This window comes from Curvibacter microcysteis (assembly GCF_028649455.1).
In the GTDB taxonomy this organism is placed as follows: domain Bacteria; phylum Pseudomonadota; class Gammaproteobacteria; order Burkholderiales; family Burkholderiaceae_C; genus Curvibacter; species Curvibacter microcysteis.
This window is the reverse complement of record NZ_JAQSIO010000003.1, coordinates 350,307-376,684: the sequence shown is the minus strand read 5'-3', so window position 1 is coordinate 376,684 and position 26,378 is coordinate 350,307. Positions and strand designations below refer to the sequence as shown.

Genomic DNA, 26,378 nt, shown 5'->3' with positions numbered 1-26,378 from the left:
CTGGGTCAAGCACCGACAGCACCACACCCAGGCAAAATCGAGGCATGAGCAAAACCAGTACCTCCATCGCCGACCTGCGCAAAAGCTATGAGCGCGCCGAACTCAGCGAAGACGCCTCGCAAGCCGATCCGCTGAAGCAGTTTGAGCAGTGGCTCAACGAGGCCATCTCCAGCGAGGTGCCTGAGCCCAACGCCATGACCCTGGCCACCGTCGGCGCCGACCTGCGCCCCAGCACCCGCGTGGTGCTGATCAAGGGCTTGGATGAGCGTGGCATCGTCTGGTACACCAATTACGACAGCCGCAAGGGCCGCGAACTGGCCGGCAACCCCTTTGCCGCCTTGCAGTTCCATTGGGTGGAACTGGAGCGCGTGGTGCGCATCGAGGGCGTGGTCGAGAAGGTCAGCGACGAAGAGAGCGACGCCTACTTCCACAGCCGCCCGCTGGACTCGCGCATTGGCGCCTGGGCCAGCCCGCAAAGCGAAGTCATTGGCGGTCGGGCCGTGCTGGTGGCCAATGCCGCGCGCTACGGCGCGCAGTTCATGCTGCAGCCGCCGCGTCCACCGCATTGGGGCGGCTACCGACTCAAGCCCGAGCAGTGGCAGTTCTGGCAAGGCCGCAAGAGCCGTCTGCATGACCGCCTGCGCTACCGCCAGGACGACACCGGCCTGTGGGTGCGCGAACGCCTGGCGCCCTGAACCCCGCTGGCCGCCTCACAGGTGGCCAGCCAGCAACATCACCAGCGGCAAAGTCACCAGGGCCATGACGGTGGTGACGGCCACGCTGGCCGTGGTCAGGTCTTCGGCCACGCCGTAGCGCTGCGAAAACAAATAAACATTGGCCCCGATTGGCAGCCCGGCCGTGACCACCATCACGGTCAGCGGCACGCCCCCCAGACCCAGCAGCCAGCCCAGCGCCCCCACCATGGCCGGGTGCAACAGGTTCTTCACCCCAACCATGGCCAAAGCCCCCTTGAGCTGGGCGCCCACTGAGCCATAGGCCAGGGTCACGCCCACCAGCACCAGGGCCATGGGGCCCATGGCACTGCCCAGCAGCTGCAAGGGCTGGTCCAGCAACGGCGGAATGCTCAGCCCGGTCAGGCCAAACAGCAGGCCGGCCATGATGGGCAGGGGAATGGGGTGGATGATGCCGTTGCGCAAGGCGCGCAGCACGGTCACCCACACTGAATGGGCAGGCGCGATGCCCCGCAATCGGTCCTCGCGCTGGGCGGCCAGCTCCAGCACGATGTTGCCCGCCGTCAACAGCACCAGCGAGTGCAGCGAGATCAGCGTGAACAAGGTCACCAGGCCCGGCTGGCCGTACGCCAGGCCAATCAGCGGGATGCCGATCATGCCGGTGTTGCTGAACGTGCCCGCCAGGGCCAGCACCGCCCCCCGGCGGTTGTAGCCCTGCACCAGCAACACCAGGGCATAGACCAGGCTGGCGGCCAGGAAGTACATGCCAATCGGCTTGAAGTCCAGCTGCTCCAGGTGCACCGCGCTCATGGTGCGAAACAGCAGCGCCGGCAACAGCAGCATGAACACCAGGTTGGACAGGTCGCGCACCGCGCCCCCACCGATCCAGCGGCGCCGGCCGGCCACGAAGCCCGCCAAAATGAAGAGAACAACAGGCAGCAGCGCGGTGATGACGGGGTGGTTCACGGGGGCCCAAAAACGGTCGGGGTGGACAGAAACGGGCCCGGTGCAGGCTCCCTGTCGTTCACGCACCGGCAGCCGGGTGGATGGCGGGCGGGGATCGCAGGCCTTGAGGGCTCGAATTGTCGCCGCTTTTAGCCCAGCCTGCCGGGCCCACCCACCGAGCCCGTCCCTCAGAACGCGAGCTGCAAGCCCACTTTGAGGCTGCGCCCTGGCAGCGGGGCCTTGGGGAAGGCCGTGGTGGTCAGAATGGACGTGGCGCTGTAGGCCAGCTGATTGGTCAGGTTGTCCAGGCGCGCATACCACAGCAGTTGGGTGCGCTGGCCGCCCCACTGGGCGGTGGTCTTGTAGCTGCCCATGGCATTCCACAAGGTGTAGGCCGCCGTGGCACGGCTGTCGCTGGGGACCCGGCTTTGCGCCGCCGCGTGGTCAAAGCCGCCGCGCAGCGACCAGGGGCCCAGGCTCCAGGCCAGGCTGGCGCCCAAGCGGGCCGGGGCGATGCGGGGTAAGGCCTCCTGGGTGTCGGCATTGATGGCGCGCACCAGGTCGCCGCGCAGTTGCAAGTCCAAAGCCCCCCAGTGGCTGACGGGGCGCAGGCCGCCCGGGCCCTGCAGCCGCACTGTGGCACGGCCTTCCAAGCCGGTGAAGCGCGCGCGGATGCCCACATAGCGGTACTCCGGGTAGGTGCTCACGCTGGCGTCGCTGGGGTTGCGTTGGCCCTCGGCACTCAGCACATCGCCACTGGGCAGCAGGCCGATGTAGTTGGCAAAGCGGGTCTGGTAGGCGTTCAGGGCCGCTTGGTGCGGGCCCGACTTCCACTGCGCGCCCAACTCGAGGCTGGTCGAGCGCTCCTTGCCCAGCGCACTGTTGCCGGTCTCCCAGGCCGCCGTGGCCAGGTGGGGGCCGTTGGCAAACAACTCGTAGTCCTTGGGCGCACGTTCGGTGTAAGCCAGGTTACTGGTCAGTTGCCAGGCGGGCGCCACGTTCCACAGCGCGCCGAGCGCCAGGCTGTGCGGGTTGAAGCGACGCTCGCCGACCTGGAAGCGGTCCACGTCGGCATTGCCCAGCGAGCGCACCGTGACCTGCTCCGTGCGGGCCCCCGCACTCAGCTTGCCCCAAGCCGTGGGCAGCTCTTCATGCACAAACAAGGCTTGGCTGCTGCTGCGGCTGTAGGGCGCAAAGGCCTCGTCCCCCACGGCCGCAAAGCGCCCGGATTCGGCCTGAAAGCCGACCACGCCCTGCACGCCCGACCAAGGCTGGTGCCGCGCCTCCAGGCGCAGGTCGTTGCCCTGGTTGCTGAAGCGCGTGCCGGCCACCCCGGATTCGTACTCGGTGTGGCGGTAGTCGCTGTGGCTGAACTGGAACTTCAGGTTCTCCAGCAGCGCCACAGGTTGGCGCCATTCGCCTTCCAGCGCGTAGCGGTTGGAGCGCATGCCAATGCTCACGTTGTCCTCGGCCACGGTGCCGTAGGTGGTTTGGTAGGTGGCCACAGACGCGCCCAGGTAGCCCCGGTCAAAAAACACGCTGCCGCCCAGCGCCCCGCCCTGCGCCCGGCTGGCCGAGTTGCAGATGCGGCTGGCCTGGGCAGGCGAGCCAGCGCGCTCGCAAGCCAGGCTGAGGGGCACCTTGACGTCATCGGTGCGGCGGTCAAAGCCGTCGACGTGCAGGGCATAGCGTTCATTACCGCCCTCGACCATGGCGGCGCTGCTGCGCTCGCCATTGCCGGTGGCCCCGCCCAGGTCCACCTTGCCGGTGACCCCATTCAGTGCTTCACGCGGGATGCGGTTGTCGATCACATTGACCACGCCCCCGACCGCGCTGCCGCCGTACTGCAGGGCACCTGGGCCGCGCAGCACCTCGATGCGGTCCACGGTGATGGGCTCCAGCGGCACGGCGTGGTCAAAACTCAGGGCCGACGCGTCCAACGTGGCGCCACCGTTGTTCAGCACGCGGATGCGGTCACCGTCCAGCCCGCGGATGATGGGGCGGCTGGCATTGGGGCCAAAGTAGGTGCTGCTGACGCCGGGCGTGCCGTTCAAGGTCTCCCCCAGGGTGCCACGCGCCTGCTGGGCCAGTTCAGCCCCCTGCAACGTGCTGACGGGCACGATCAAGTCGGTGGCCCCCAAGGGGTTGCCGGTCACGGTGACCTCACGCAGGCTGGGGCCTGAGGCTGCCGCCGTCGCCGCCGGGGGGCTGGCCTCTTGGGCCTGCACCGGGTGACTGAACCCGGCGACCGCCCCGGCCAAGCAGGCCATTGACAGCGCACTGAGGCGAAAACGTGGCCCCGTCAAAGAAGCCGCCGCAGAGGAAGACAAAGGAGAGAAAAAGACGCCCGACACAGCGGCGCCCAGCGAGCCACGCCCGCGAGACATTGAAAAAGCCATGAAAAAATCCGGTTGAAACCATCAAAACCCGCGTGGCTGTGCGCACTCAAGCCGCACAGCCCCACGTGGGAGCCCTGTCAGGGCCCCCGCTGGGTGAGAGAGATCAACGCAGGACCGGGGGGGCGCGCGCCTGGCAAGGCGCGGCGGTGGTGGCCACCAAGGCGGCGTCCAGCCACCAGGCCACAAAACGCAGGGGCGGCAAAGCCGCATCTGGCATCACCCACTGGGTGGCGGCCGAATCAGGGCTGAGCTGGTCGAAGACCAAGCAGTCGGCATCGCTGGTGTGGGCGGCGAACAGGCGCTCCAGCCAGGACTGCGCGCCCGGCCCTTCAGCCTTCGCGCTGTGCCCGCGTTCAGGGGCCCGCCAAGGCGCCGAAACCGCCAACCCGGCCGTTGGGGGGCTGGCGAAAGACGCCTGCAGCCCGGCCGTCGGCACCGCTCGCGGCCCGCTGGCGTGGTAGGCCCGGTGCATCTGCCCCAAGACCGGGGCCAGCCACAAGGCCAACAGCAGCAGCCACCCGAGGCTCAGCGAGAAAGCGCCCCGGACCACGGCGTGCCCACGCGAGCGCCGACCCGAGCGTGCAGCCCGAGCCCCAGTGCGGTGAACCATCCGATTGGCCATCAATGAAATGAAAACAAAAATCCGGGGGAGAAGGGGTGGCGGGACTTCAGGCGTGAAGTGGCTGCCAACCCTGAAGCTTAACCGCCCCAAGGGCCTTCGGCGCGACCCAAACAAGCCATCAGCCCCCCGACGCGCCCCAAGCGCCCCTTCAGTCCTTGGCGAACTGGGCGAAGGTCTTTTGGAACTTCTCCACCTTGGGGCCCACCACGAAAGCGCAATATCCCTGGTTGGGGTGCTGCTCAAAATAGTCCTGGTGGTAGTCCTCGGCAGGCCAGTAGTTGTCGCGCAACACCGCTTCTGTCACCACAGGGCTGCGCCAGGTGCTGTCCTGCCGCGCGGCCTCCAGCCAAGCCGTGACCTCGGCCAACTGAGCCGCGTCTTGGGCGTAAATGCCGCTGCGGTACTGCGTGCCCACATCGTTGCCTTGGCGGTTCAGCGTGGTCGGATCGTGAATGACAAAAAAGATCTCCAGCAACTGCGCCAGGCTGATCACCGCCGGATCAAACACCAGTTGCACCACCTCCACATGGCCCGTGGTGCCGCTGCACACCTGCTCGTATTGGGGCCGCTGGATGTGGCCGTTGCAGTAGCCCGACTCGACGTCGAGCACACCTTTGACGCGCACGTACACGGCTTCGGTGCACCAGAAGCAACCGCCGCCCAAGGTAATGGTTTGTGAAGCCATGGGATCTTTCCTGAAAACAAGAACTCAACTCAGAGCCTGCCACTGTAGGGCCTGCGCCTTACCTGAGGGCCGCCGGGGTCAAAGCCCGGCCGGGCGCCCTGCGGGCTTCAAACTTGACGGACGGCAAAGCCGAACGTTATATTACTAACCGACCAGTCATTAACAACCATGCCGCTCCCCAAGTTCCCCTGTTGCCCCCTGGCCGAGAGCCAGGCCAAACGCGAGCGCCGCAAAGAGGCTCGGCCGGGCGAACTGCTGGCGGCAGCGCTGGACCTGTTTGTCGAAAAAGGGTTTGCGGCCACCCGCGCAGAGGAAGTGGCGGCCCGTGCCGGGGTGTCCAAAGGCACGCTGTTTTTGTATTTTGGCAGCAAGGAAGAGCTGTTCAAGGCTGTGGTGCGTGAAAACATCTCGGGCCGTTTCACCGAGTGGGAAGCGGAGCTGAACAACTTCACCGGCACCACCCCCGAAATGCTGGCCTATGCGATGCGCAGTTGGTGGGAGCGCGTGGGCATGACCAAAGCCTCGGGCATCACCAAGCTGATGATGAGCGAGGCGCGCAACTTCCCCGAGATTGCCAGCTTCTACCAAGCCGAAGTCATCCTGCCCGGACACCAACTGATCCGCCGCATCCTGGAGCGCGGCATCGAGCGCGGCGAATTCCGGGTGCTGGACCTGGACCACGCGGTCTACAGCGTGATCGCCCCCATGATTTTCCTGATGATGTGGAAGCATTCCGTGGGGGCCTGCGCCCCGGCTTCCTTTGACATGCAGCCCGACTTGTTCATCACCCAGCAAATCGAGTTGTTGCTCAACGGCCTGACGGGAAAAGCTGAACGGGCCGTCACCCGGCCTCCTCTCTCATCCCAACCATAACAAGAGACACGATGAACGCACCAACCCCCCGGCGGGCCCGCCCCTGGCTGAAGTGGATTTTGATCGCCCTGCTGGTGGGCGGCATCGGCGCCGGCGTGCTGCGCGCGCTGTCGGCACGCAAGGCCCAGCAAGCCGCGGTGGCCGCCTCGGCCCACCAGGGCGTGCAGTCGGTGGTCGAACTGGCCCCTGGGGATGTGATTCAAGCCCGGGTCCACGAACTGAGCCAGGGCTTGGCGGTGTCGGGTGCGCTGCGGGCCGTCAACTCGGCCTTCATCCGCACCCGGGTGCCAGGCGAGCTGCAAGACTTGAAGGTGCGCGAAGGCGACGCCGTGCAAGCGGGCCAGGTGCTGGCGCGCATCGAGGTCACTGAATTCCAATTCCGCCTGCGCCAGGCGCAGGACCAGGCCGAGTCGGCCAAGGCCCAGATCGACATCGCCCAGCGCCAGTACAACAACAACAAGGCCCTGGTGGCCCAAGGCTTCATCTCGCAAACCGCGCTGGACACCTCGCAAGCCACGCTGAACTCGGCCATCTCCACCTACCGCGCCGCGCAAGCCGCCGCCGAGGTGTCGCGCAAAGCCTTTGACGACACCGTGCTCAAGGCCCCCATCAGCGGCCTGGTGGCCCAACGCCTGGCCCAGCCTGGGGAGCGCCTGCCCATCGACACCCGGGTCTTGGAGATCGTGGACCTGAGCCAACTCGAACTCGAAGCCACCTTCAGCCCCGCCGAATCGCTGGGCCTGCGGGTGGGCCAGCGCGCCCGCCTGAACATCGAACAAAGCAACGGTAGCAACCAGACCGTGGGCGCCACCGTGTCGCGCATCAACCCCAGCACCCAGGCGGGCAGCCGCAGCGTGGTGGCCTACCTGACGCTGGACAAGCCCGGCGCCAACGGCCCCGTGCTGCGCCAAGGTCTGTTCGCCCAGGGCCTTCTGGAGACCGACAAGGTCCGCGCCGTGGCCCTGCCCCTGAGCGCGGTGCGCACCGACAAGCCCCGGCCCTATGTGCAGGTGGTCGAACAGGCCGCTGTGCGCCACCTGCCGGTGCAACTGGGCCAGCGTGGCGAGTTGGAGCAAGCCCCCTGGGTCACGCTGCAAGGCGTGAGCGAAGGCACCCAGGTGCTGCAAGGCGCCGTGGGCCCCTTGCGAGAAGGCACGGCCGTGCGCTTCACGGGCGCCGCATCGCCTTCGGCCGCCGCCACGCCTGCGGCGCCCGACGCAGCCGCAGCCCCTGCCCCTGCCCCGGCTGCTGCCCGCTGACCCGCCATGTGGTTCACCCAAGTCAGCCTCAAAAACCCGGTCTTCGCCACCATGGTCATGTTGGCCTTGGTCGTGCTGGGCCTGTTCTCGTACCAGCGCCTCAACGTTGACCAGTTCCCCAACATCGACTTCCCGGTGGTGGTGGTCAGCACCGATTACCCCGGTGCCTCGCCTGAAATCGTGGAGAGCGAAGTCACCAAGAAGGTCGAAGAAGGCGTCAACGCCATTGCCGGCATCAATGCCCTGACCTCGCGCACCTACCAAGGGCAGTCGGTGGTGATCATCGAGTTTCAACTGCACATCGATGGCCGCAAGGCCGCCGAAGACGTGCGCGAGAAGGTCGCCGCGATCCGCCCCAACTTCCGCACCGAGGTCAAAGAACCCCGCGTGCTGCGCTTTGACCCGGCCAGCCGGGCCGTCTGGTCCTTGGCAGTCCTGCCCTCGGCCCAGGGCGGCGCTGGCAGCGCCATGAGCCCAGTGGAACTCACCAACTGGGCTGACCAGGTGCTCAAGAAGCGGCTGGAAAACGTGCGCGGCGTGGGCTCGGTCACCCTGGTGGGTGGCACCAAGCGCGAGATCAACATCTACCTCAACCCGACGGCACTCGAGTCTTTTGGCATCACCGCCGACCAGGTGGCCACCGCCATCCGCAACGAAAGCCAGGACCTGCCCGTGGGCGCCGTGCGCTCGCTGACGCAAGAGCGCGTGGTGCAGATCGACGCACGCATGCAGCGCCCCGAGGACTTTGGCCGCATCATCGTGGCGCGCCGCGGCGGCAGCCCGGTGCGGGTGGAACAGGTGGCGCGGGTCAGCGACGGCGCACAGGAAATCGACAACCTGGCCCTCTACAACGGCCAGCGCACCTTGCTGCTGTCGGTGCAAAAAGCCCAGGACGAAAACACCATCCAGGTGGTGGATGGCCTGGCCCGTACGGTGGCCGAACTGCAAAACCAGCTGCCCCCAGGCGTGCAGCTGCAGCCCATTCTGGACGCCTCCCGCCCCATCCGCGTGGCGGTGGACAACGTGCAGCGCACCCTGATCGAAGGCGCCATCCTGACCGTGCTGATCGTGTTCCTGTTCCTGAACTCCTGGCGCTCGACCCTGATCACCGGCCTGACCCTGCCCATCGCCCTGATCGGCACCTTCCTGTTCATGAACCTGTTCGGCTTCACCATCAACATGATCACGCTGATGGCCTTGTCGCTGTGCGTGGGCCTGCTGATCGACGACGCCATCGTGGTGCGCGAGAACATCGTGCGCCATGTGCAGATGGGCAAGAGCGCCTACCAGGCTTCGCTGGAAGGCACGCAGGAAATCGGCCTGGCGGTGCTGGCCACCACCCTGTCCATCGTGGCGGTGTTTTTGCCGATTGGCTTCATGCAAGGCATCATCGGCAAGTTTTTCCACGAGTTCGGCATCACCATCGTGGCCGCCGTGATGATCTCCATGTTCGTGAGCTTCACACTCGACCCGATGCTGTCGTCCATCTGGCACGACCCCAGCATCCACGCGCACGGCGAAAAGCGCGCCCCAGTGGGCTTTTACGACAAGACCATTGGCCGCGTCACGGGCTGGTTTGACGACGCCACCGAGCGCCTGGCCGAGGGCTACCAAAGCCTGCTGCGCTGGGCCCTGGGCCACCGGCTCATGACCCTGGGCCTGGCCCTGGTGATTTTTGTGCTGAGCGTGGTCATGGTGCCGCTGCTGGGCACCGAGTTCGTGCCCAAGGCCGACTTCTCCGAAACCACCTTGAATTTCTACACCCCGGTGGGCTCCTCGCTCGAGGCCACCGAGGCCAAGGCGCGCCAGGTCGAGTCCATCGTGCGCGAGTTCCCTGAGGTTCGCTACACCCTGGCCACCATCAACACCGGCAATGCCCAGGGCAAGATGTACGCCAGCATCTACGTGCGCCTGGTCGACCGCCAGCAGCGCCAGCGCAGCGTGGACGCCATGTCCGCCGTGCTGCGTGAGCGCCTGCGCCAGGTGCCCGGCATCACCGTGACCCACGTTGGTCTGCTGGACTCGGTGGGCGGCAACAAGCAGGTGGAGTTTTCTTTGCAAGGCCCTGACCTCAAGGAGCTGGAGCGCCTGAGCCGCCTGGTCATGGAGCGGGTGCGCCCCATCCCCGGCCTGGTCGACCTGGACTCCAGCGTCAAGGACGGCGTGCCGCAAATCTCGGTCGAGCTGCGCCGTGACGCGGCCTCCGACCTGGGCCTGAACGTGGGCCAGTTGGGTAAGTCGCTGCGCTTGCTGGTGGCCGGTGAAACCGAAGGCACTTGGCGCGCCCCGGACGACCAGACCTACGACATCAACGTGCGCCTGGCACCCGACGCGCGCAACGCCCCCGAGGACCTGGAACGCCTGCCCTTCGCGCTGAGCAACGCCAGCGACGGCAGCAGCCGCGTGGTGCGCCTGAACCAGATCGCCCGCGTCAAAGAGTCGCTGGGCAGCAACCAGATCAACCGCCGTGACCTGATGCGCGAAGTGGCCATCAACGCCAACGTCTACCAGCGCTCGGCCGGTGAGGTGTCGGGCGACATCAAGAAGGTGCTGGAAGGCCTGCAGCTGCCACCGGGCTACCGCTACAGCTTCAGCGGCTCGGCCAAGAACATGGCCGAATCGTTTGGCTACGCGGTGTCGGCCCTGGCCCTGGCCATCATCTTCATCTACATGATCCTGGCCAGCCAGTTCAAGAGCTTCTTGCAGCCGCTGGCACTGATGACCTCGCTGCCCCTGACCTTGATCGGCGTGGTGCTGGCCTTGCTGATGTTTGGCTCCACCTTGTCGATGTTCTCCATCATTGGCGTGGTCATGCTGATGGGCCTGGTGACCAAGAACGCGATTTTGCTGGTCGACTTTGCCATCCGCGCCCGCGAAGGCGGCGTGGACGCCCAGGGCCAGCCCGTGCCCGGCCTGGAGCGCTCGGCCGCCCTGCTGCTGGCCGCCCGGGTGCGGCTGCGCCCCATCCTGATGACCACGCTGGCCATGATCTTCGGCATGGTGCCCCTGGCCTTTGCCATCAGCGAAGGTTCCGAGCAGCGCGCCCCCATGGGCCAGGCCGTGATTGGTGGGGTCATCACCTCCTCCTTGCTGACCCTGGTGGTGGTGCCGGTGGTGTATTGCTACATGGACGATTTGGCTTCTTGGGCCCGTCGTGTGCTGGGCCGCGGCCAAACCCCGGCCAGCCCGCCTAAAATCGATGGTTTGTCCTGATCCAACGCCGGAGTTACCCCATGTCACAGCCCCTGAACCTCGCCCAAGCCCGCTTCAACATGATCGAGCAGCAAATCCGCCCCTGGGATGTGCTGGACGCCGACATCCTGGCGCTGCTCAACGAAATCCACCGCGAGGACTACCTGCCCCTGGCCAGCAAGGCCCTGGCCTTTGTCGACATGGAAGTGCCCCTGCCCGCTGGCCAATCCATGCTGGCCCCGCGCGTGGAAGCCCGCGCGCTGCAGGACCTGAAGGTGCAAAAGAATGAAAAGGTGCTGGAAATCGGCACCGGCTCGGGCTTCATGGCCGCCCTGCTGGCCCACCGTGCCCAACGCGTGATCTCGCTCGAAATCAAGCCGGAGCTGGCCGAATTCGCCCGTGGCAACCTGCAAAAAGCCGGTGTCAGCAACGTCGAAGTGCGCGTCGCCGACGGTGCCCGTGACGTGCAGGCCGATGGCCCCTTCGACGTGATCGTGCTCAGCGGCTCGGTGGCAGAAGTGCCCGCCGCCTTGCTCGACCAACTCAAGGTCGGTGGCCGCCTGTTCGCCATCGTTGGCTATGAGCCCGTGATGCGCGCCACCTTCATCACCCGCAACAGCGACAAGACCTTCAGCACCGTGCAGCCCTGGGACACCGTGGCCGCTCGACTGCACAACTTCCCCGAGCCTTCGCGCTTCAAACTCTGACCTTCACAGGAACCCTGGAATGATCACCCAAGTCCGTCCCGCCAGCCTCAGTGCCTGGCTCCACAGCGTCAGCGACGCCCAGCCCATCGTGCTGGATGTGCGCGAACCCTGGGAACTGCAAACCGCCAGCGTGCGGCCAACGGACTTTCGGCTGGTCAGCATTCCCATGAACGAGATTCCGACGCGGCTGGCGGAGCTGGACCCGGCCACGCCCGTGGCCTGCCTGTGCCACCACGGGGCCCGCAGCCTGCGCGTCGCTGCCTTTTTGGCAGAAAACGGATTTGAGAACGTCGTGAACATCGCCGGGGGCATCCATGCCTGGACGGTGGAACGCGACCCCGAAGTCCCCGTTTATTGAACTTGTCTGGAGTGCCCCTTCCATGTTTTCTCCTCTGTTTGCCTTGCGGCAGATCCCGGCCTGCCTGAGTCTGGGCCTCGTGTCGGCCCTGGCCTGGCCCAGCGCCCAGGCACAAAGCCTCACCGAGCTGTACCAGGTGGCGCGCGATTACGACGCCTCCTACCGCGCCGCGCGCTCCCAATACGAAGCCACCCAGGCCCGGGCCGACCAGGCCAAGGCCAACCTGCGCCCCACGCTGAACTTGCAAAGCACGGTGTCGCGCAGCCAGGTGTCGGGCAACATCGACGGCGTGCCTTACTTCAAGCACCCCTATGGTCTGCGGCAAAACGGGCTCAGCCTGAGCCAGCCGCTGTACCGCCCAGGCAATCTGGCGTCCTACCGTCAAGGCGAAAAGCTGCTCATCCAGGCCGATGCCCAGTTGGCCTTGGCCGAACAAGACCTGATCGTGCGGGTCAGCCAGGCCTACTTTGACGTGCTGGCGGCCCATGACAGCCTGGTCTTTGTGCAGGCCCAAAAAGTGGCTGTGAAAGAGCAACTGGCCTCGGCCAAGCGCAACTTTGAAGTGGGCACCGCCACCATCACCGACACCCGCGAAGCCCAGGCCCGCGAAGACCTGGTGATCAGCCAGGAGATTGCCGCCCAGAACGAGCTGCGCGTGAAGCAACTCTTCCTGGACCAACTGGTGGGCCGCAGCAACACGCAACCGCTGCCGCTGAAGCCGCAAGCCGAACTGCCCACCCTGCCTTCGGACCGGGTCGAGTCTTGGGTCGAAAGCGCGCAGGAGCACCCCCAGGTGCAACTGGCCCAAACCACCCTGGACGTGGCCACGCTGGAAATTGCCAAGGCTGAAGCAGGGCAAAAGCCCACGGTGGACCTCAATGGCAGCTATGCCGTGGCGCACAACATGGATGGCTCCAGCTTGTCGCCCACCAGCCGGGTGAGCTCGCGCATCACGCAGGCCTCCATCGGTGTGACGCTGAACTTCCCGCTCTATGCCGGGGGCGCACTGCAGTCGCGTGTGCGCGAAGCCCTGTCGCTGCAAGAGAAGGCGCAAGCAGACCTGGACACCGCCCGCCGCAGCACGGCGCAGGCCACACGCACCGCCTTCTATGGCGTGCTCTCTGGCACCAGCCAGGTCAAGGCCTTGCAGGCCGCCGAGGTGTCCAGCCAAAGCGCGCTGGACGCCAACATGCTGGGCTACAAGGTGGGGGTGCGCATCAACATTGATGTGCTGAACTCACAAAGCCAGCTCTACCAAACCAAGCGCGACCTCGCTTTGGCGCGCTACAGCGTGCTGGTCGGTGGGCTCAAACTGCGTCAGGCCAATGGCAGCCTGACGCCGGACGACCTGCAGTCCGTCAACGCCCTGCTCGCGCCCTGAGAGAACAGGGCTTGCGGGGGCTGGTGAAACGCCCCCGCCCGCCACCTCACAAACGCCTGGGTGCCAGGCTGTGCAAGCGCTGGCTCAGCAACAGTTCAGCGGCAACGTGTGCCGTGCGCGCCGCGGCACCCCGGTGCGCCGCAGCAAAGCCTTGGGCGGCCTGCGAGGCCGCTTGCAAACGCTCGGGTTGGGCCAGCAGTTCAGCCAACAGGGTCAAGGCAGCAGGCACATCGGCGACGCGCCAGGCCGCACCCGAAGCCTCTGACAGCGCCGCCGCATCGGCAAAGTTGAAGGTGTGCGGGCCCATCAGCACCGGGCAGGCGCAGGCCGCGGCCTCGATCAGGTTCTGGCCGCCCAGGGGCTCGAAGCTGCCCCCCAGCAAGGCAGCGCGGCTCAGGCTGTAGTAGAGCGCCATGTCCCCCAGCGTATCGCCCAGCCACACGTCCGCCACGGGGGGCAGGTCATCGGGCTGCTGGCTCGACCATTGGCTGCGTCGGGCCACCGACAGCCCCGCCTCGGCACACAGCGCCGCCACGGCGTCAAAGCGTTGCGGGTGGCGGGGCACCAAGAGCCATTGCACACCGGGCAGGGGCGGCACCTGGCGCAGGGCTTGCAGCCACAGTGCTTCTTCCCCCTCGCGCGAACTGGCCAACAAAAGCACCCGCTGGCCACGCTCCACCCACAAACGCTGCGCCAGGGACTGCCCCAGGCTGTGTTGGGTCGGATCAGGCCGGGCATCAAATTTGACGTTGCCCAACACGGCCTGAACGGGCGCACCGAGTTGGCGCAAGCGCTGGGCGTCGGCCTCGGTTTGCGCCCACACGGCGCGAAAGCCCTGGTAAGCCGGCTCGCTGAGCCAGCGCAAGCGCTGGGCCGAGGCCAGTGATTTGGCATTCAAGCGGGCATTGGCCAATGCCAGCGGCAGGCCTTGACTGCGGCAAGCCGCCACCAGATTGGGCCAGACCTCGGTTTCCATCAACAGCCCCAGGGCGGGACGGAACTGACGCAAAAAGCGCTGCACGGCGGCCGGGGTGTCCCAGGGCTGCCAGACCTGCACATCGCCCTCGCGCAACAAGCGCTGCCCTTCGGCCCGGCCTGTGGCCGTGCCATGGGTCAACAGCAGGTGAAACGGCCAGCCCCGGCGCGCCCATTCAGCGCGCAAAGCCTCGATCAGGATGCCAGCGGCCCGGGTCTCCCCCAAAGACACCGCGTGCACCCAAACCCAGCCCTGGCTGGGCGCCTGGCTGTAGTGGCCAAAGCGCTCCTCCACATGGGTCAGGTAGCCCGGCTCGGTGCGCCCACGCCGCGCCAGCTTGCGGCGCAGCAGGGGCTGCGCCAGGCGCAGCACCGTCGAGTACAGCGCACGCGCCACGCTCATGCGCCGCTTTCCCGGGCGCCCAGGGCACGGTCGGCGAGCCGCATCAGTGCGCTGCGCTGCCCACGTGGGCGTCGGGCTTGACGCTGTGCAACAGGGCCAGCATGTCGCCCTCGATGCGGGCCAGGGCCTCGGCGTTTTGGCCTTCAAAGCGCAGCACCAGCACCGGCGTGGTGTTGGAGGCGCGGATCAGGCCAAAGCCGTCGGCCCAGTCCACGCGCAGGCCGTCGATGGTGGAGATTTGCGGGGCTGCTTCAGCGCCACGTGCCGCAGCACGGGCTGCCAAGAAGGCCGGGGCGGCGGTTTGCAGCTCGGCGGTGACGCGGTGCGGCTCACCTTCGGCGCAGGCCACATTCAGCTCGGGCGTGGAGTGGCTTTGCGGCAGGCCGTTGAGCACGGCGTTCGCGTCGGGCGAGCGGCTCAGGATTTCCAGCAGGCGGCAGCCGGCGTAAGTGCCGTCGTCAAAGCCGAACCAGCGCTCCTTGAAGAAGATGTGGCCACTCATTTCGCCACCCAAGGGGGCATTGGTCTCGCGCATGCGTGCCTTGATCAGCGAGTGCCCCGTCTTGAACATCACGGGCACGCCGCCAGCGGCCGCGATCTCGGGCGCCAGGCGCTGGGTGCACTTGACGTCGAAGACGATCTCGCCGCCGGGCACGCGGCTGAGCACATCGCGGGCAAACAGCATCATCTGGCGGTCGGGGAAGATGTTCTGGCCGTCCTTGGTGACGATGCCCAGTCGGTCGCCATCGCCGTCGAAAGCCAGGCCCAGCTCGGCGTCGCCGGCCTGGAGCGCAGCGATCAGGTCGTTCAGGTTCTCGGGCTTGCTCGGGTCGGGGTGGTGGTTGGGGAAGTTGCCATCGACCTCGCTGAACAGCTCGGTCACCTCGCAGCCCAGGGCGCGGAAGATGCCCGGGGCGGTGGCCCCGGCAATGCCGTTGCCCGAATCCACCACGATCTTCATCGGGCGGGCCAGTTTGACGTCGCCCACAATGCGTTCGACATAGGCCTGGGTCACATCGGCCTGGCGCACGCTGCCGCCGGCGCGGCGCGGGGCGCTGTCAGCCTCCATGGTGCGGCGCAGGGCCTGGATTTCTTCGCCATAGATGGCCTTGCTGGCCAACACCATCTTGAAGCCGTTGTAGTCCTTGGGGTTGTGGCTGCCCGTGACCTGGATGCCGCTGCGGCACAGGGTGCTGGCCGCAAAGTACAGCATGGGGGTGGTGACCGCGCCCACATCAATCACCTCGATGCCGGCAGCCACCAGGCCACGCACCAGGGCCTGCACCAGGGCCGGGCCGCTCAAGCGGCCATCGCGGCCCACGGCCACCGTCGTTTCACCCTGTGCCAAGGCAGCGGCCCCAAAGGCCAGGCCCAGGCCTTCGGCCACGCTTTCGTTGAGGGTGCTGGGCACGATGCCGCGGATGTCGTAAGCCTTGAAGATCGCTGCGTTGACTTGCATGGAAGATGTTGGGTTGGGACAGGTTGAAGAACAGCCGGACAGGGCCAAGCCCGACCTGCAGGCCGGGCTGGCAAACGCTTTGGATTGTAGAGGGCGAGCCCGGACCAAATGACAAACTTCAGACGCCGCGTTAGACAAGGATCAAGTCCGAAAACGGCCAGTCAGCGCCACAGGGCCTGCGTATCATCGTCCCACCATGTCCAGACGCCGCCTTGACTGCCCCCCTGCCGAGCCCCAGCCCGACCTGAGGTCGGCCCACCCCGGCCACCTGAGCCAGGACGCCGACGCCTGTTACCTGGCCTTGCAAACCCGGGATGCGCGCTTTGACGGACAGTTCTTCACCGGCGTCACCAGCACCGGCATTTACTGCAGGCCCGTCTGCGCCGTGCGGGCGCCCAAGCGTGAAAACTGTCGGTTTTTTGAGTTGGCGGCCCAAGCCGAACAGGCCGGCTTTCGACCCTGCTTGCGCTGCCGTCCGGAACTGGCCCCCCAGTTGGGGGCCTGGTCCCACACCGACGCCACACGCATCATGGTGGCGGAAGCCGCCCGCTGGCTGGATGAACCCGCCCACTGGCCCCGGCCCCACGGCGCTTCAGCCCAGGCCAGGAGCGAGGGGCCCTTGATGGCGCGGCTGGCCGCGCGCCTGGGCGTCAGTGACCGCCACCTGCGGCGCCTGTTTGAAACCACGCTGGGCGTGTCGCCCCTGCAGTACCTGCAAACCCAACGCCTGCTGTGCGCCAAGCAACTGCTGGCCGACACCGACCTGCCCATCACCGAGATCGCCTTGGCCAGCGGATTTGCCAGCGTGCGCCGTTTCAACGCGGCCTTCCTGGCGCACTATGGCCTGTCGCCCAGCGCGCTGAGGCGGCCCCGGCTGGAGCCCGCACGGACCCGCGATGCGACGCCTGGACCACGCCCTCGGGCTGTCGAGCCCCGCACGCCCTCGGGCCCCGCGACAGCGCCCATCCGCCTGGGCTACCGACCGCCTTACGACCTGGCCACCCTGGGCCGTTTCATGGCCGCGCGGGCCGTGATGGGCCTGGAGACCGTCGAGCCGTCAGTCGACGGCCTGCGGCTCCAGCGCACCCTGCAACTGCAGGCACCCGCCGATGGCCGACGCCTGACAGGCTGGCTGCGGGTCGAATGGCAGCCTGCGCGGCAGCAGGTCCAACTGAGCTTGAGCGACGCCTTGCGCCCCGCCCTGCCCAGCCTGATCCGGCGGGTGCGCCAGTGGCTGGACCTGGACGCCGACCCGGCTGCCATCGACGCCGTTCTGGCCCCCCACTTCGGCCCCCTGCAGGGCCTGCGTGTGCCCGGCGCACTGGACGGCTTTGAGATGGCGGTGCGGGCCATCCTGGGCCAACAGATCACCGTGGCCGCCGCCCGCACTCTGTGCCAACGCCTGGTCACCCAGTGGGGTGCCCCCCTCCCCCCCGAGCCCGGCCTGCCCCCCGGCCTGAGTCACCTGTTCCCCGACGCCGCCACCTTGGCGGGTGAAGGCGATGGCAGCGCGCTGTGCGCCACGCTGGGTGCCCTGGGCGTGGTGCGGCAACGCCAACAGGCCATCCTGGCCCTGGCCCGGGCGGTGCACGCCGGGCAGTTGGTGCTGGACGGCAGTGCGCCGCTCGCGGCAACCCTGGCTGACTTGCAAGCCCTGCCGGGGGTGGGCGACTGGACCGCGCAGTACATCGCCATGCGCGCCCTGCGCTGGCCTGACGCATTTCCAGCCGGTGACGTGGTGCTGCAAAACGCGCTGGCCACACGCCTGGTCCCAGCGGCCGACCCCCACAGGGCAAGGCCGGCCGGTGGCCCTGGGCCGCGCCCCTCACCACGCGCCGCGGCCCAGGCCACAGAAGCCGCGTCAGCGCCATGGCGGCCCTGGCGCAGCTATGCTGTCGTCCGGATTTGGGAACACGGTGCTCCGACCGCCCTCCAGGCAGTGGCTGACGCAGCGCCGACCGAAGCCGACATGACACCCCATTCCTTGTGAGGCGGCCCCCAGATGCCCCCACACCCGTCTTCTTCACTCCCCGCCGAGGACCTTCTCACCATGAGCCCCACCCCACGCCCTTCGGCGACGGCCCCGCTTCAACTGGCCTTCGACAGCCCCTTGGGACCGCTTCACCTGGCCGCCACCGAGCGCGGCCTGTGCGGGGCCTGGTTCCTGGGCCAGCGCCATGCCCCCGCCGAACTGACAGGCCCACAAGCCTGGCCCCAGGCGCCCACGCACCCGCTGCTCTGCGCGGCGCGGGACCAGCTCCAGGCCTACCTCCGGGGTGAAAGCACCGGCTTCTCCGTGCCGCTGGACCTGAGCCAAGGCACCCCTTTCCAGCAAGCTGTCTGGCAGGCTTTGTGCGCCATTCCCCGAGGCCAATGCACGGGCTATGGCGCCTTGGCCGCGCAACTGGGTCGCCCCCAGGCGGCACGGGCGGTCGGGGCCGCCGTGGGCCGCAACCCCGTGTCGGTGATCGTGCCCTGCCACCGGGTGCTGGGCGCCGACGGCAGCCTGACCGGCTATGCCGGCGGCCTGGACCGCAAGACCGCCCTGCTGCAACTGGAAGGATTGGCCCTGCCGACCGTGGCGCAAGCCCAGCCGCAGGCCCGCACGCGGGCCCACGCGGCGTCGACGCAAGGCGTCTTGTTCACCGGAGCCACCGCATGAAGCTGGGCTGGAGTCTGGAGTACCTGATCCTGGCCGCCCTGTGGGGTGCGTCCTTTTTGTTCATGCGCCTGGGCGCGGCCGAGTTTGGCCCGCTGGTCACCGCTGGTCTGCGCGTCAGCCTGGCCACCTTGTTCCTCTGGCCCATCATGGCGATGCGCGGCCAGTGGCCGGCCCTGCGCCAGCACTGGCGCCCGATCTTGCTGGCGGGCGTGGTCAACTCCGCCGTGCCTTTTGCGCTGTACGCCTGGGCCGTCCTGTCGATCAACACCGGCCTGGCCTCCATCCTCAACGCCACCACGCCTTTGTGCGGCGCCTTGCTGGCCTGGGTCTGGCTGGGCGAGCGCCCGGGCAGCAGCAAAGCAACAGGCCTGGCCATTGGCTTTGCCGGGGTGGCCTTGCTGGCGGCAGGCAAAGCCAGCTTCAAGCCCGGGGGCACCGGCTTGGCCATCTTGGCCTGCTTGGCCGCCACCCTGTGCTATGGCTGGGCTGCCACCTTCACGCGGCGCTACCTCAGTGGTGTGCCGGCGCTGGCCCTGGCCACTGGCAGCCAACTGGGCTCAGCCCTGGTGCTGCTGCTGCCCACGTGGTGGCTTTGGCCGGCCACGCCCCCCAGCGCGGCGGCCTGGGCCTCGATTGCCGCGATTGCGGTGTTCTGCACCGGCATCGCCTACATCCTGTACTTCCGCCTGATCGAGCACGCAGGCCCCGCCCGGGCGCTGACGGTGACCTTTGTCACCCCTTTGTTTGCCGTGCTCTATGGCAGCGTCTTCCTGAACGAGCAAATCACCGCCTGGATGGTGGGCTGCGGCCTGGTCATCGTGTGTGGCACAGCCTTGTCAACGGGGTTGATCCGGATTGGCCGGCAGGCTCGGCCAGCCTCGTAACAGTTTTACACTACTTCTTGTACAAGTTCGCAGAACGCACGGTTGAAAAGCGTTCTGCGGCGCGGCGTGATGCCTTGAACTCTTCCCGGCATGGGTTCAGGGCACACAAGTCGGGTGGGGTTGATGCGGCGTCTGGATTGGGAGAACTTCCTGACCTGTGCACCGTGCCAGACCCGGCCAAAGGTGGCTACTGGCCACCGTAGACAACAAGAATGAGGTGTCCGGGTGATCGATTTTCCGCTGGATGTGGCGGTCAACAGCGTCGTGATGGCGGCCGTGGTGGGCACTTTGTTGCTCCTGCCCCCGCAATGGTTGATCGCACCCCAAGGTCGGCAACGTTGGCTCATTGCCTTGCTGATGGGCACGGCCACGACCGTGGCCATGTTCTGGTCCCCGCTGGCCGGCCAGAGCAATGAAGCGGTGCTGCGCCCCGCCTACCAGGCCCTGGGCATTTTCCTGCTGGGCCGCCAGATCGGTGTGGCGGCGACCTTGATCCCCGCAGCCGTCGCGATCCTCCTGCAATTGCCGCACACCCTGGGCCACCTGGCCGTGATGGGGGTGGTGCTCGTGTGGTCCGAGGGCTGCCGAACGCTCTACCACCGCCGCAACACCCGACTGCAGCTGTGGCTGTCGTTGTTGATGCTGTCCGCAGGGGTGCAGGCCGTGGTCACCGTGTGCTACCACCTGAATTGGCTGGGCCCGCTGCCCGAGAGCCACCTGTGGCGCTTCATGGGCAGCACCTTGCTGCTGGGCCTGTGCCTCGAATTGCTGCTGGGGCGGGCCCGCTATGAGGTGCAACTCAAGCGCCGCGAAAACGAGTTGCTGCAGGTGTTGGACGCCTCGGGCGGTGGGCGCTGGGTGTGGGAGCCCTTGAGCCGCATCACTACGTTTCAAGGCCACTTCTACAACCAGTTCGAGCTTCAAGTCCAGCCCGGTGAAGACCCCTGGAGCAGTTGGCAGCGCATGTGGCATCCGGAAGACGCGGCTCGCCTGAGTGGTGTTCGGATCAGCCTTTTGAAGCGTCCTGAGGACAACTTTGAAGCAGAGTTCCGGGTGCGCAACCGCCAGGGCCAATGGCGCTGGATTCTGGTCCGGGGCCGCATCGTGGACCGCAACGCCCAAGGGGAGACCGTGCGGGTGGTCGGTATGCACCTGGACGTCACCTCGGGGCATGAAGCCCATGAGGCCTTGCTGCTGTCGCAAACCAAGTTCCAGACCATTTACGAAGCCTTTCCGGACGCGGCCGGCATCACCCGGGTCAGCGATGGCACCTACATCGAGGTCAATCCCGCCTTTTGCCGTTTGCTGGGGCATGAGCGCGACGAGCTCATCGGGCGCAGTTCGATTGAGCTGAACATCTGGAACAGCCCGGAGGAACGCAGCAAACTGCTGCTGGCCTTCCATGAAAAAGGCCAGGTCGACAGCCTGCCACTGATCGCCCGAGCGGCCGACGGGCGCGTGGTGCCCGGGCGCATGTCGGCGCGGCAAATCAACATGGATGGCGAGCCCTGCTTCATCTTCCTGTTCCACGACATGAGCGAGCAGCAGGCCATGCAGGACCAGTTGGTGCGCGTGAACGCCTTGCTGCTGCAGGCGGGTCGGATTGCCCGGTTGGGGGTGTGGGAGGACTCTCCCCGGCCCGAAGAGCGCTATTGGTCCGAGGTCTGTTACGAACTGCACGGCCTGTCGCCCGACGCGGGCCCCCCCAGCGACTACGCTGGCCAGTGCGTGGCACCCGAGTACCAAGCCCGGTTCAGAGAGCTTCTGCGCCGCTGCGTGCAAGAACAAAGAGCCTTTCAAGAAGAACTGGAAGTGGTGCGCGGCGATGGCCGACGGATCTGGGTCCAGGCCATGGCAGAGCCGGTGCTGAGCAATGGCCAAGTGGACCGGGTTCGGGGCGTGATTCGTGACATCGACGAAGCCAAGCGCAGCCTGGACCGCCTGCGCCAGTCCGAAGACCGCTTTGCGCGCATCTTCCGCGCCATTCCCGACCCCATGGGCATTTCGCGCAAGTCGGACGGGCACTACCTGGATGTGAACCCAGCCTGGGAGCAGACCATGGGGGTGCCGCGCCAGGAGGCCTTGTGTGGGCAGTCGGTGGTGGAGATGGGGCTTTACACGCTGGCCGAACGCACGGCCCTGGTCGAGGCCGCCAACGCCACCGGCATGCTCAATGCCTTTGAGATCAATTTCACGTCCCGCGATGGCCAGGTTCACACGGCATTGCAGTCGATGCAGACCATCGAAGTCGACGGCGTTGAATGCTGGCTGTTCGGCCTGAAAGACATCACCGAGCGCAAACGCGCCGAGCGCCTGGTGCAAGAGCGCGAAGCCCTGCTGTCGCTGACCATCGAGGCCGCCGCCCTCGCCTTGTGGGACTTGAACATGATCACGGTCGAGGTCACTGGCGACCGCCACTGGCGCGAGCTGCGCGGACTGCCCGCCCTGGCTGGCGAGAACCCGAGCGAGCACTGGAACGACGTGGTCCACCCGGATGACCGCCAAACCGCGATGGCCGCATTGGCCCGTCACCAAGCCAATCCATCCCAGCCCTTTGACGTGACCCTGCGCCTGCGGCACGCCGATGGGGGCTCGCGCTGGGTGCGCAACCTGGGACGGGTGATTGCCCACTCGTCCCGTGGCACGCCCTTGCGCATGGTCGGGGTCGCGCTGGACGTGACACGGCAGCGCGAACAGGAAGACCAGTTGCAAAAGATGGCGCACTTCGATGCGCTCACCGGATTGCCCAACCGCGTGCAACTGGCCCAGGCGTTGGACCACGCCATGCTGCAAGCCCGCCAACACGGCAACCTGCTCGGGGTGGCCTACCTGGACCTGGATGGCTTCAAACCCGTCAACGACCGACTGGGCCACGGCATTGGGGACCAATTGCTGATCGAAATTGGCCGGCGCTTGCAGGCCGCCATCCGCCCTCAGGATCTGGTGGCCCGCTTGGGAGGCGACGAATTCGTCATCCTGTTGAGCAACCCAGGCTGCCTGAGCGACTGCGAAACCATGCTCAAGCGCTTGATGAACCGCATGGCCGAGCCGGTGCTGCTGGAAGGCGAACGGCTGGGGGTCACGGCCAGCATCGGCCTGACGCTGTTTCCGAACGACGACGCCGACGCTGACGCCCTGCTGCGCCACGCCGATCAGGCCATGTACCTGGCCAAACAAGCCGGGCGCAACCGCATCCATTTGTTCGATGCAGAACGCGAGCGCGCCTCGCGCGAACAGCACAGCCGCCTGGACCGCCTGAGCAGCGCGCTGGCCGCTGGCGAGTTCTGCCTGTATGTCCAGCCCAAGGTCGACATGCTGGAAGGCACCCTGGTCGGCGCCGAGGCACTGGCACGCTGGCAGCACCCGGAACGGGGTCTGCTGGGGCCTGGGGAGTTCCTGCCCCAAATCGAAGGCTCATCGCTGGAAGTGGCGTTTGGCGAATGGGTGCTGGGCCACTCGCTGCAGTTGCAGCAAGCGTGGCTGGCCCAGGGCCTGCGCGTGCCCTTGAGCCTGAACATCTCGGCGCGCCACCTGCAGACCCCGGACTTCCCGGAGCGCGTGCGCCAACGCTTGGCGTCCTGCCCCGATGTACCGACCTCCCTGCTGGAAATCGAGATCACCGAAAGCGCGGCCCTGACCGACATCCATGCCGTCACGTCCACCTTGACCCAGCTGCGCAACATGGGTTTGTCGATCGCCATCGATGACTTTGGCACCGGCTATTCGTCGCTGACCTACCTGCGCCAGCTGCCGGCCGATGCGCTCAAGATCGACCGCAGCTTTGTGAACGGGATGATGACCGACATCGGCGACATGGCCATCGTGGATGGCGTGATCGGCCTGTCCCGCTCCTTCGGTTTGACCTTGATTGCCGAAGGCGTGGAGACCAGCGCCCAGGGCCAGCGCCTGCTGGAGATGGGCTGCCGCCTGGGCCAGGGCTACGGCATTGCGCGCCCCATGCCGCCCAGCGAGTTGCAGGCCTGGGCGCGGCAGTGGCAAGCACCGGCCGAATGGCGTCTGCCGCAAGCCTGAACGCAGGGCTTGCGCGGCGAGCGGCGCGGCATGCTCAATGCAGCAGGCCGGCCAGCACATTGATGCCCAGCGCCAGCACAAACATATTGAATACAAAGGCCAACACGCTTTGCACCAGGGTCAGGCGCCGCAGCGAGCGCGACTGGACCTGCACATCCGACACCTGAGACGTCATGCCCACCACCAGGGCGTAATAGAGAAAGTCAGCGTAGTCAGGCGATTCACCGCCCGGAAACAGCAGCGCTGGCGCAGCGCCTGCCGGTTGCCAGCGCGCGTGGTAGTACATATGGGCGTAGCGAAAGGCGAACAGGGTGTGGATCAGCACCCAAGCCGCCGCCAGCGCCAACAGGGCCAGGCCCATGTGCAAGGCCTGAACGGCATCTTGCGGGCCCACCTGGGCTGTCAGCAACATGGCAATGGCGGCCACGCTGGCGAGCATGGCCAACACCGCCATGGAGAACGCCAGCCAGCCCGGCGGGTCCAGGGCCAGCGCCCGGGCCCGGGTGCGGTGGGCATCCAAACGCAGGGCCAGACACCAGGCCAGGCTCAGGTAAGCCATGGCGCCGACCGACCAGGCCAGCAGCAACCTGGTCGGCCAGGCCAAAGGCACCAGCAGCATCAGGCCCGCCAGGGTCAGGCCCAGCGGCAGGCGCCGCAGGGCCAGGCGTTCAATCCAGGGGATGGGAGGATGGGTCATGGCGCATTGTGGCCTTGTGGCCGCAGCGCCCTGCGCCGCCAAGCCACCCGGGTGGGCCGAAAACCGGCCCCCACAGGTGACCCGGGCTGACACTCAGGCCGCGGGGGCCATCAAATCGCGCACCTGTTGCAGGGCGGCGGGGTCGTCCATGGTGGTCAGGTCACCAGGGTCGCGGCCCTCGCAGACGGCTTGCAAGGCACGGCGCAACAACTTGCCGCTGCGCGTCTTGGGCAACACATTGACGATGAGCACACGCGAGGGGCGCGCCACAGCGCCCAGCTGGCCGTCGACCACTTTCATGATCTCGCCTTCCAGGCGCAGACGCGCCTCGGGCGAATCGGCGCTGCTGGCGTCCTTGGGCACGACAAAGGCCATCGCCACCTGGCCCTTGAGCTTGTCGGCCACGCCGACCACAGCCACCTCGGCCACATTGGGGTGGCTGGAGATGCTTTCTTCAATCTCACGCGTGCCCAGGCGGTGGCCAGCCACATTGATCACGTCGTCGGTGCGGCCCAGGATGAAGAAGTAGCCGTCTTCGTCGCGGATGCCCCAGTCGAAGGTGCTGTAGACCAGCTTGCCCGGGATGCTCTTCCAGTAGGTGTTGACGAAGCGCTGGTCATCGCGCCACACCGTCTGCATGCAGCCCGGCGGCAGCGGGCCTTCGATGGCGACCACGCCCTTCTGGTGGGCGCCGTGCAGCTCTTCACCGGTGGATTCGTCAAACAGCTTGACGTCGTAGCCATACATGGCCACGCCCGGGCTGCCGAACTTGGAGGCCTGGGCCTGCACCCCGTTGGCCAGGGTCAGGATGGGCCAGCCCGATTCGGTCTGCCAGTAGTTGTCGATGATGGGCACGTTGAGCGCGCTGCTGATCCACTGGGCCGTGGGCTCGTCCAGCGGCTCGCCGGCCAGGTACAAGGCCTTGAGGCTGGAGAGGTCGTACTTGCTCAGGTAGGCCGGGTCTTGCTTCTTGAGCACGCGCACCGCCGTGGGGGCGCTGAACATGCGGGTGACCTTGTATTTCTCGACGAGCTGCCACCAGATGCCGGCGTCCGGGCGGGTGGGCAAGCCCTCGTACATGATGGTGGCCATGCCAGCAATCAGCGGGCCGTAGACGATGTAGCTGTGGCCCACCACCCAGCCAATGTCGCTGGTGGAGAAGTAGGTCTCGCCCGGCTGGCCCTGGAAGATGTGCTTCATGCTGGCCGCCAGCGCCACTGCGTAGCCACCGGTGTCGCGTTGCACGCCCTTGGGCTTGCCCGTGGTGCCGCTGGTGTAGAGGGTGTAGCTGGGGTGGGTGGCGTCGACCCACTCGCAGGGCACGACCGCGTTCAGATGCTTGTCGCGCAGGGCGCGCCAGCTGTGGTCACGCCCGGCCAGGAAGGTCAAGGGCACCAGGCCACGCTCGACCAGCAACACGGCGCCGGGCTTGTGTTGGGCCAACTGAATGGCGTCGTCCAGCAGTGGTTTGTAGGGCACGGGCTTGCCGCCACGCGAGCCACCGTCCGCACTGACGATGACCTTGGGTTCGGCATCGTCGATGCGCGAAGCCAGCGCGCCCGAGGCAAAGCCGCCAAACACCACCGTGTGCAGGGCCCCGATGCGGGTGCAGGCCAGCATGGCGAACGCGGCCTCGGCGATCATGGGCATGTAGATCAGCACCCGATCGCCCTTGCCCACCCCCAGCTCCTGCAAGGCGGCGGCCATGCGCTGCACCTCCTGGTGCAGCTCGCTGAAGGTGTAGGTGCGCTCGGTGTCGGTCTCGGTGGAGACGGCAATCAGCGCGGCCTGGTCGCCCCGGCTGGCCACGTGGCGGTCGACGGCGTTGTGACACAAATTGGTCAAGCCCCCCACAAACCAACGCGCAAACGGCGGGTTGCTGTAGTCACAGATCTGCTGCGGCGGCTGGTGCCAGTCGATCAGCGCGGCCTGCTCAGACCAGAAAGCGTCGCGATCCGTGAGGGAACGCTGGTGAAAAGCCTTGTAACTCATGGAATGTGTCTCCTCGCTCCGACGCTGAGCGCACAGCGGATCGCCCCCGACCCGACCTGGCAGCAGCGCAATTGAATTCATAATTATTCATGACGGGCTTGCGGGGACCTGACAAAGGCCCCAAGACCCATGGGCATTCCGGTCAGGCTGCGGTCTGTTGA

At 66.8% G+C, this 26,378-nt stretch carries 19 protein-coding genes; 11 read left to right on the top strand and 8 right to left on the bottom strand.

Translation table 11 applies throughout. From position 1 onward, the window contains the following. The first annotated feature begins 44 nt into the window (after positions 1 to 44). Positions 45 to 695, top strand: a complete 651-nt coding sequence (pdxH, locus tag PSQ39_RS10350; RefSeq protein WP_273926690.1) for a pyridoxamine 5'-phosphate oxidase — start codon at positions 45 to 47, stop codon at positions 693 to 695. Positions 696 to 710: 15 nt separating this feature from the next. Here pdxH and PSQ39_RS10345 read toward each other — a convergent pair whose 3' ends face one another. From PSQ39_RS10345 to msrA, 4 genes are all read right to left on the bottom strand, one after another. Continuing rightward, entirely contained in the window at positions 711 to 1,658 is a 948-nt protein-coding gene (locus PSQ39_RS10345; protein WP_273926689.1) for an AEC family transporter, read from the bottom strand. Between the two features lie 167 nt (positions 1,659 to 1,825). Beyond that, the gene (locus PSQ39_RS10340; protein WP_273926688.1) at positions 1,826 to 3,907 is read right to left on the bottom strand and encodes a TonB-dependent receptor; all 2,082 of its coding nucleotides are present in this window, start codon (positions 3,905 to 3,907) and stop codon (positions 1,826 to 1,828) included. Positions 3,908 to 4,139: 232 nt separating this feature from the next. Next, positions 4,140 to 4,646, bottom strand: a complete 507-nt coding sequence (locus PSQ39_RS10335) for a hypothetical protein (protein WP_273926687.1) — start codon at positions 4,644 to 4,646, stop codon at positions 4,140 to 4,142. A 160-nt stretch (positions 4,647 to 4,806) separates the two neighbouring features. Further along, the gene (gene msrA, locus PSQ39_RS10330) at positions 4,807 to 5,343 is read right to left on the bottom strand and encodes a peptide-methionine (S)-S-oxide reductase MsrA (RefSeq protein ID WP_273926686.1); all 537 of its coding nucleotides are present in this window, start codon (positions 5,341 to 5,343) and stop codon (positions 4,807 to 4,809) included. A 168-nt stretch (positions 5,344 to 5,511) separates the two neighbouring features. On the opposite strand from msrA, the gene PSQ39_RS10325 reads away from it, so the two are divergent. From PSQ39_RS10325 to PSQ39_RS10300, 6 genes are read left to right on the top strand one after another with little or no spacing between them, the layout of a single operon-like run. Next, on the top strand, positions 5,512 to 6,216 hold the full coding sequence (locus PSQ39_RS10325) for a TetR family transcriptional regulator (protein WP_273926685.1): 705 nt from the start codon (positions 5,512 to 5,514) through the stop codon (positions 6,214 to 6,216). Between the two features lie 11 nt (positions 6,217 to 6,227). After that, on the top strand, positions 6,228 to 7,475 hold the full coding sequence (locus PSQ39_RS10320; protein WP_273926684.1) for an efflux RND transporter periplasmic adaptor subunit: 1,248 nt from the start codon (positions 6,228 to 6,230) through the stop codon (positions 7,473 to 7,475). A gap of 6 nt (positions 7,476 to 7,481) precedes the next feature. Next, positions 7,482 to 10,688, top strand: a complete 3,207-nt coding sequence (locus tag PSQ39_RS10315; protein ID WP_273926683.1) for an efflux RND transporter permease subunit — start codon at positions 7,482 to 7,484, stop codon at positions 10,686 to 10,688. Positions 10,689 to 10,708: 20 nt separating this feature from the next. Then, entirely contained in the window at positions 10,709 to 11,374 is a 666-nt protein-coding gene (locus PSQ39_RS10310) for a protein-L-isoaspartate O-methyltransferase family protein (protein ID WP_409242016.1), read from the top strand. Between the two features lie 19 nt (positions 11,375 to 11,393). Further along, positions 11,394 to 11,732: a rhodanese-like domain-containing protein gene (locus PSQ39_RS10305; RefSeq protein ID WP_273926682.1), complete on the top strand. Its 339-nt coding sequence runs from the start codon at positions 11,394 to 11,396 to the stop codon at positions 11,730 to 11,732. Positions 11,733 to 11,754: 22 nt separating this feature from the next. Beyond that, positions 11,755 to 13,113 carry a TolC family outer membrane protein gene (locus tag PSQ39_RS10300; RefSeq protein WP_273926681.1) on the top strand — a complete coding sequence of 453 codons (1,359 nt, stop codon included), beginning with the start codon at positions 11,755 to 11,757 and terminating at the stop codon, positions 13,111 to 13,113. 46 nt (positions 13,114 to 13,159) lie between these two features. Here PSQ39_RS10300 and PSQ39_RS10295 read toward each other — a convergent pair whose 3' ends face one another. Next, on the bottom strand, positions 13,160 to 14,491 hold the full coding sequence (locus PSQ39_RS10295; protein WP_273926680.1) for a 3-deoxy-D-manno-octulosonic acid transferase: 1,332 nt from the start codon (positions 14,489 to 14,491) through the stop codon (positions 13,160 to 13,162). 43 nt (positions 14,492 to 14,534) lie between these two features. After that, positions 14,535 to 15,950, bottom strand: a complete 1,416-nt coding sequence (locus PSQ39_RS10290; RefSeq protein ID WP_273926679.1) for a phosphomannomutase/phosphoglucomutase — start codon at positions 15,948 to 15,950, stop codon at positions 14,535 to 14,537. Between the two features lie 196 nt (positions 15,951 to 16,146). Here PSQ39_RS10290 and PSQ39_RS10285 point away from each other — a divergent pair, with 196 nt between their 5' ends. From PSQ39_RS10285 to PSQ39_RS10270, 4 genes are all read left to right on the top strand, one after another. After that, a complete protein-coding gene (locus PSQ39_RS10285; RefSeq protein WP_273926678.1) occupies positions 16,147 to 17,940 on the top strand; it encodes a DNA-3-methyladenine glycosylase 2 family protein in 1,794 nt (597 codons plus the stop codon). 60 nt (positions 17,941 to 18,000) lie between these two features. Continuing rightward, entirely contained in the window at positions 18,001 to 18,612 is a 612-nt protein-coding gene (locus tag PSQ39_RS10280; protein WP_273926677.1) for a methylated-DNA--[protein]-cysteine S-methyltransferase, read from the top strand. Beyond that, positions 18,609 to 19,496 carry a DMT family transporter gene (locus tag PSQ39_RS10275; protein ID WP_273926676.1) on the top strand — a complete coding sequence of 296 codons (888 nt, stop codon included), beginning with the start codon at positions 18,609 to 18,611 and terminating at the stop codon, positions 19,494 to 19,496. Before PSQ39_RS10280 ends, PSQ39_RS10275 begins: the two co-directional genes overlap by 4 nt. A gap of 225 nt (positions 19,497 to 19,721) precedes the next feature. Continuing rightward, positions 19,722 to 23,528, top strand: coding sequence for an EAL domain-containing protein (locus tag PSQ39_RS10270; protein WP_273926675.1), 3,807 nt, complete (start codon positions 19,722 to 19,724; stop codon positions 23,526 to 23,528). Between the two features lie 34 nt (positions 23,529 to 23,562). Here the strand turns inward: PSQ39_RS10270 and PSQ39_RS10265 are convergent, their stop codons facing one another. Both PSQ39_RS10265 and PSQ39_RS10260 read right to left on the bottom strand, forming a co-directional pair. Next, the gene (locus tag PSQ39_RS10265; RefSeq protein ID WP_273926674.1) at positions 23,563 to 24,225 is read right to left on the bottom strand and encodes a DUF1345 domain-containing protein; all 663 of its coding nucleotides are present in this window, start codon (positions 24,223 to 24,225) and stop codon (positions 23,563 to 23,565) included. Between the two features lie 93 nt (positions 24,226 to 24,318). Continuing rightward, positions 24,319 to 26,217, bottom strand: a complete 1,899-nt coding sequence (locus PSQ39_RS10260) for a propionate--CoA ligase (protein WP_273926673.1) — start codon at positions 26,215 to 26,217, stop codon at positions 24,319 to 24,321. Positions 26,218 to 26,378: the final 161 nt, after the last annotated feature.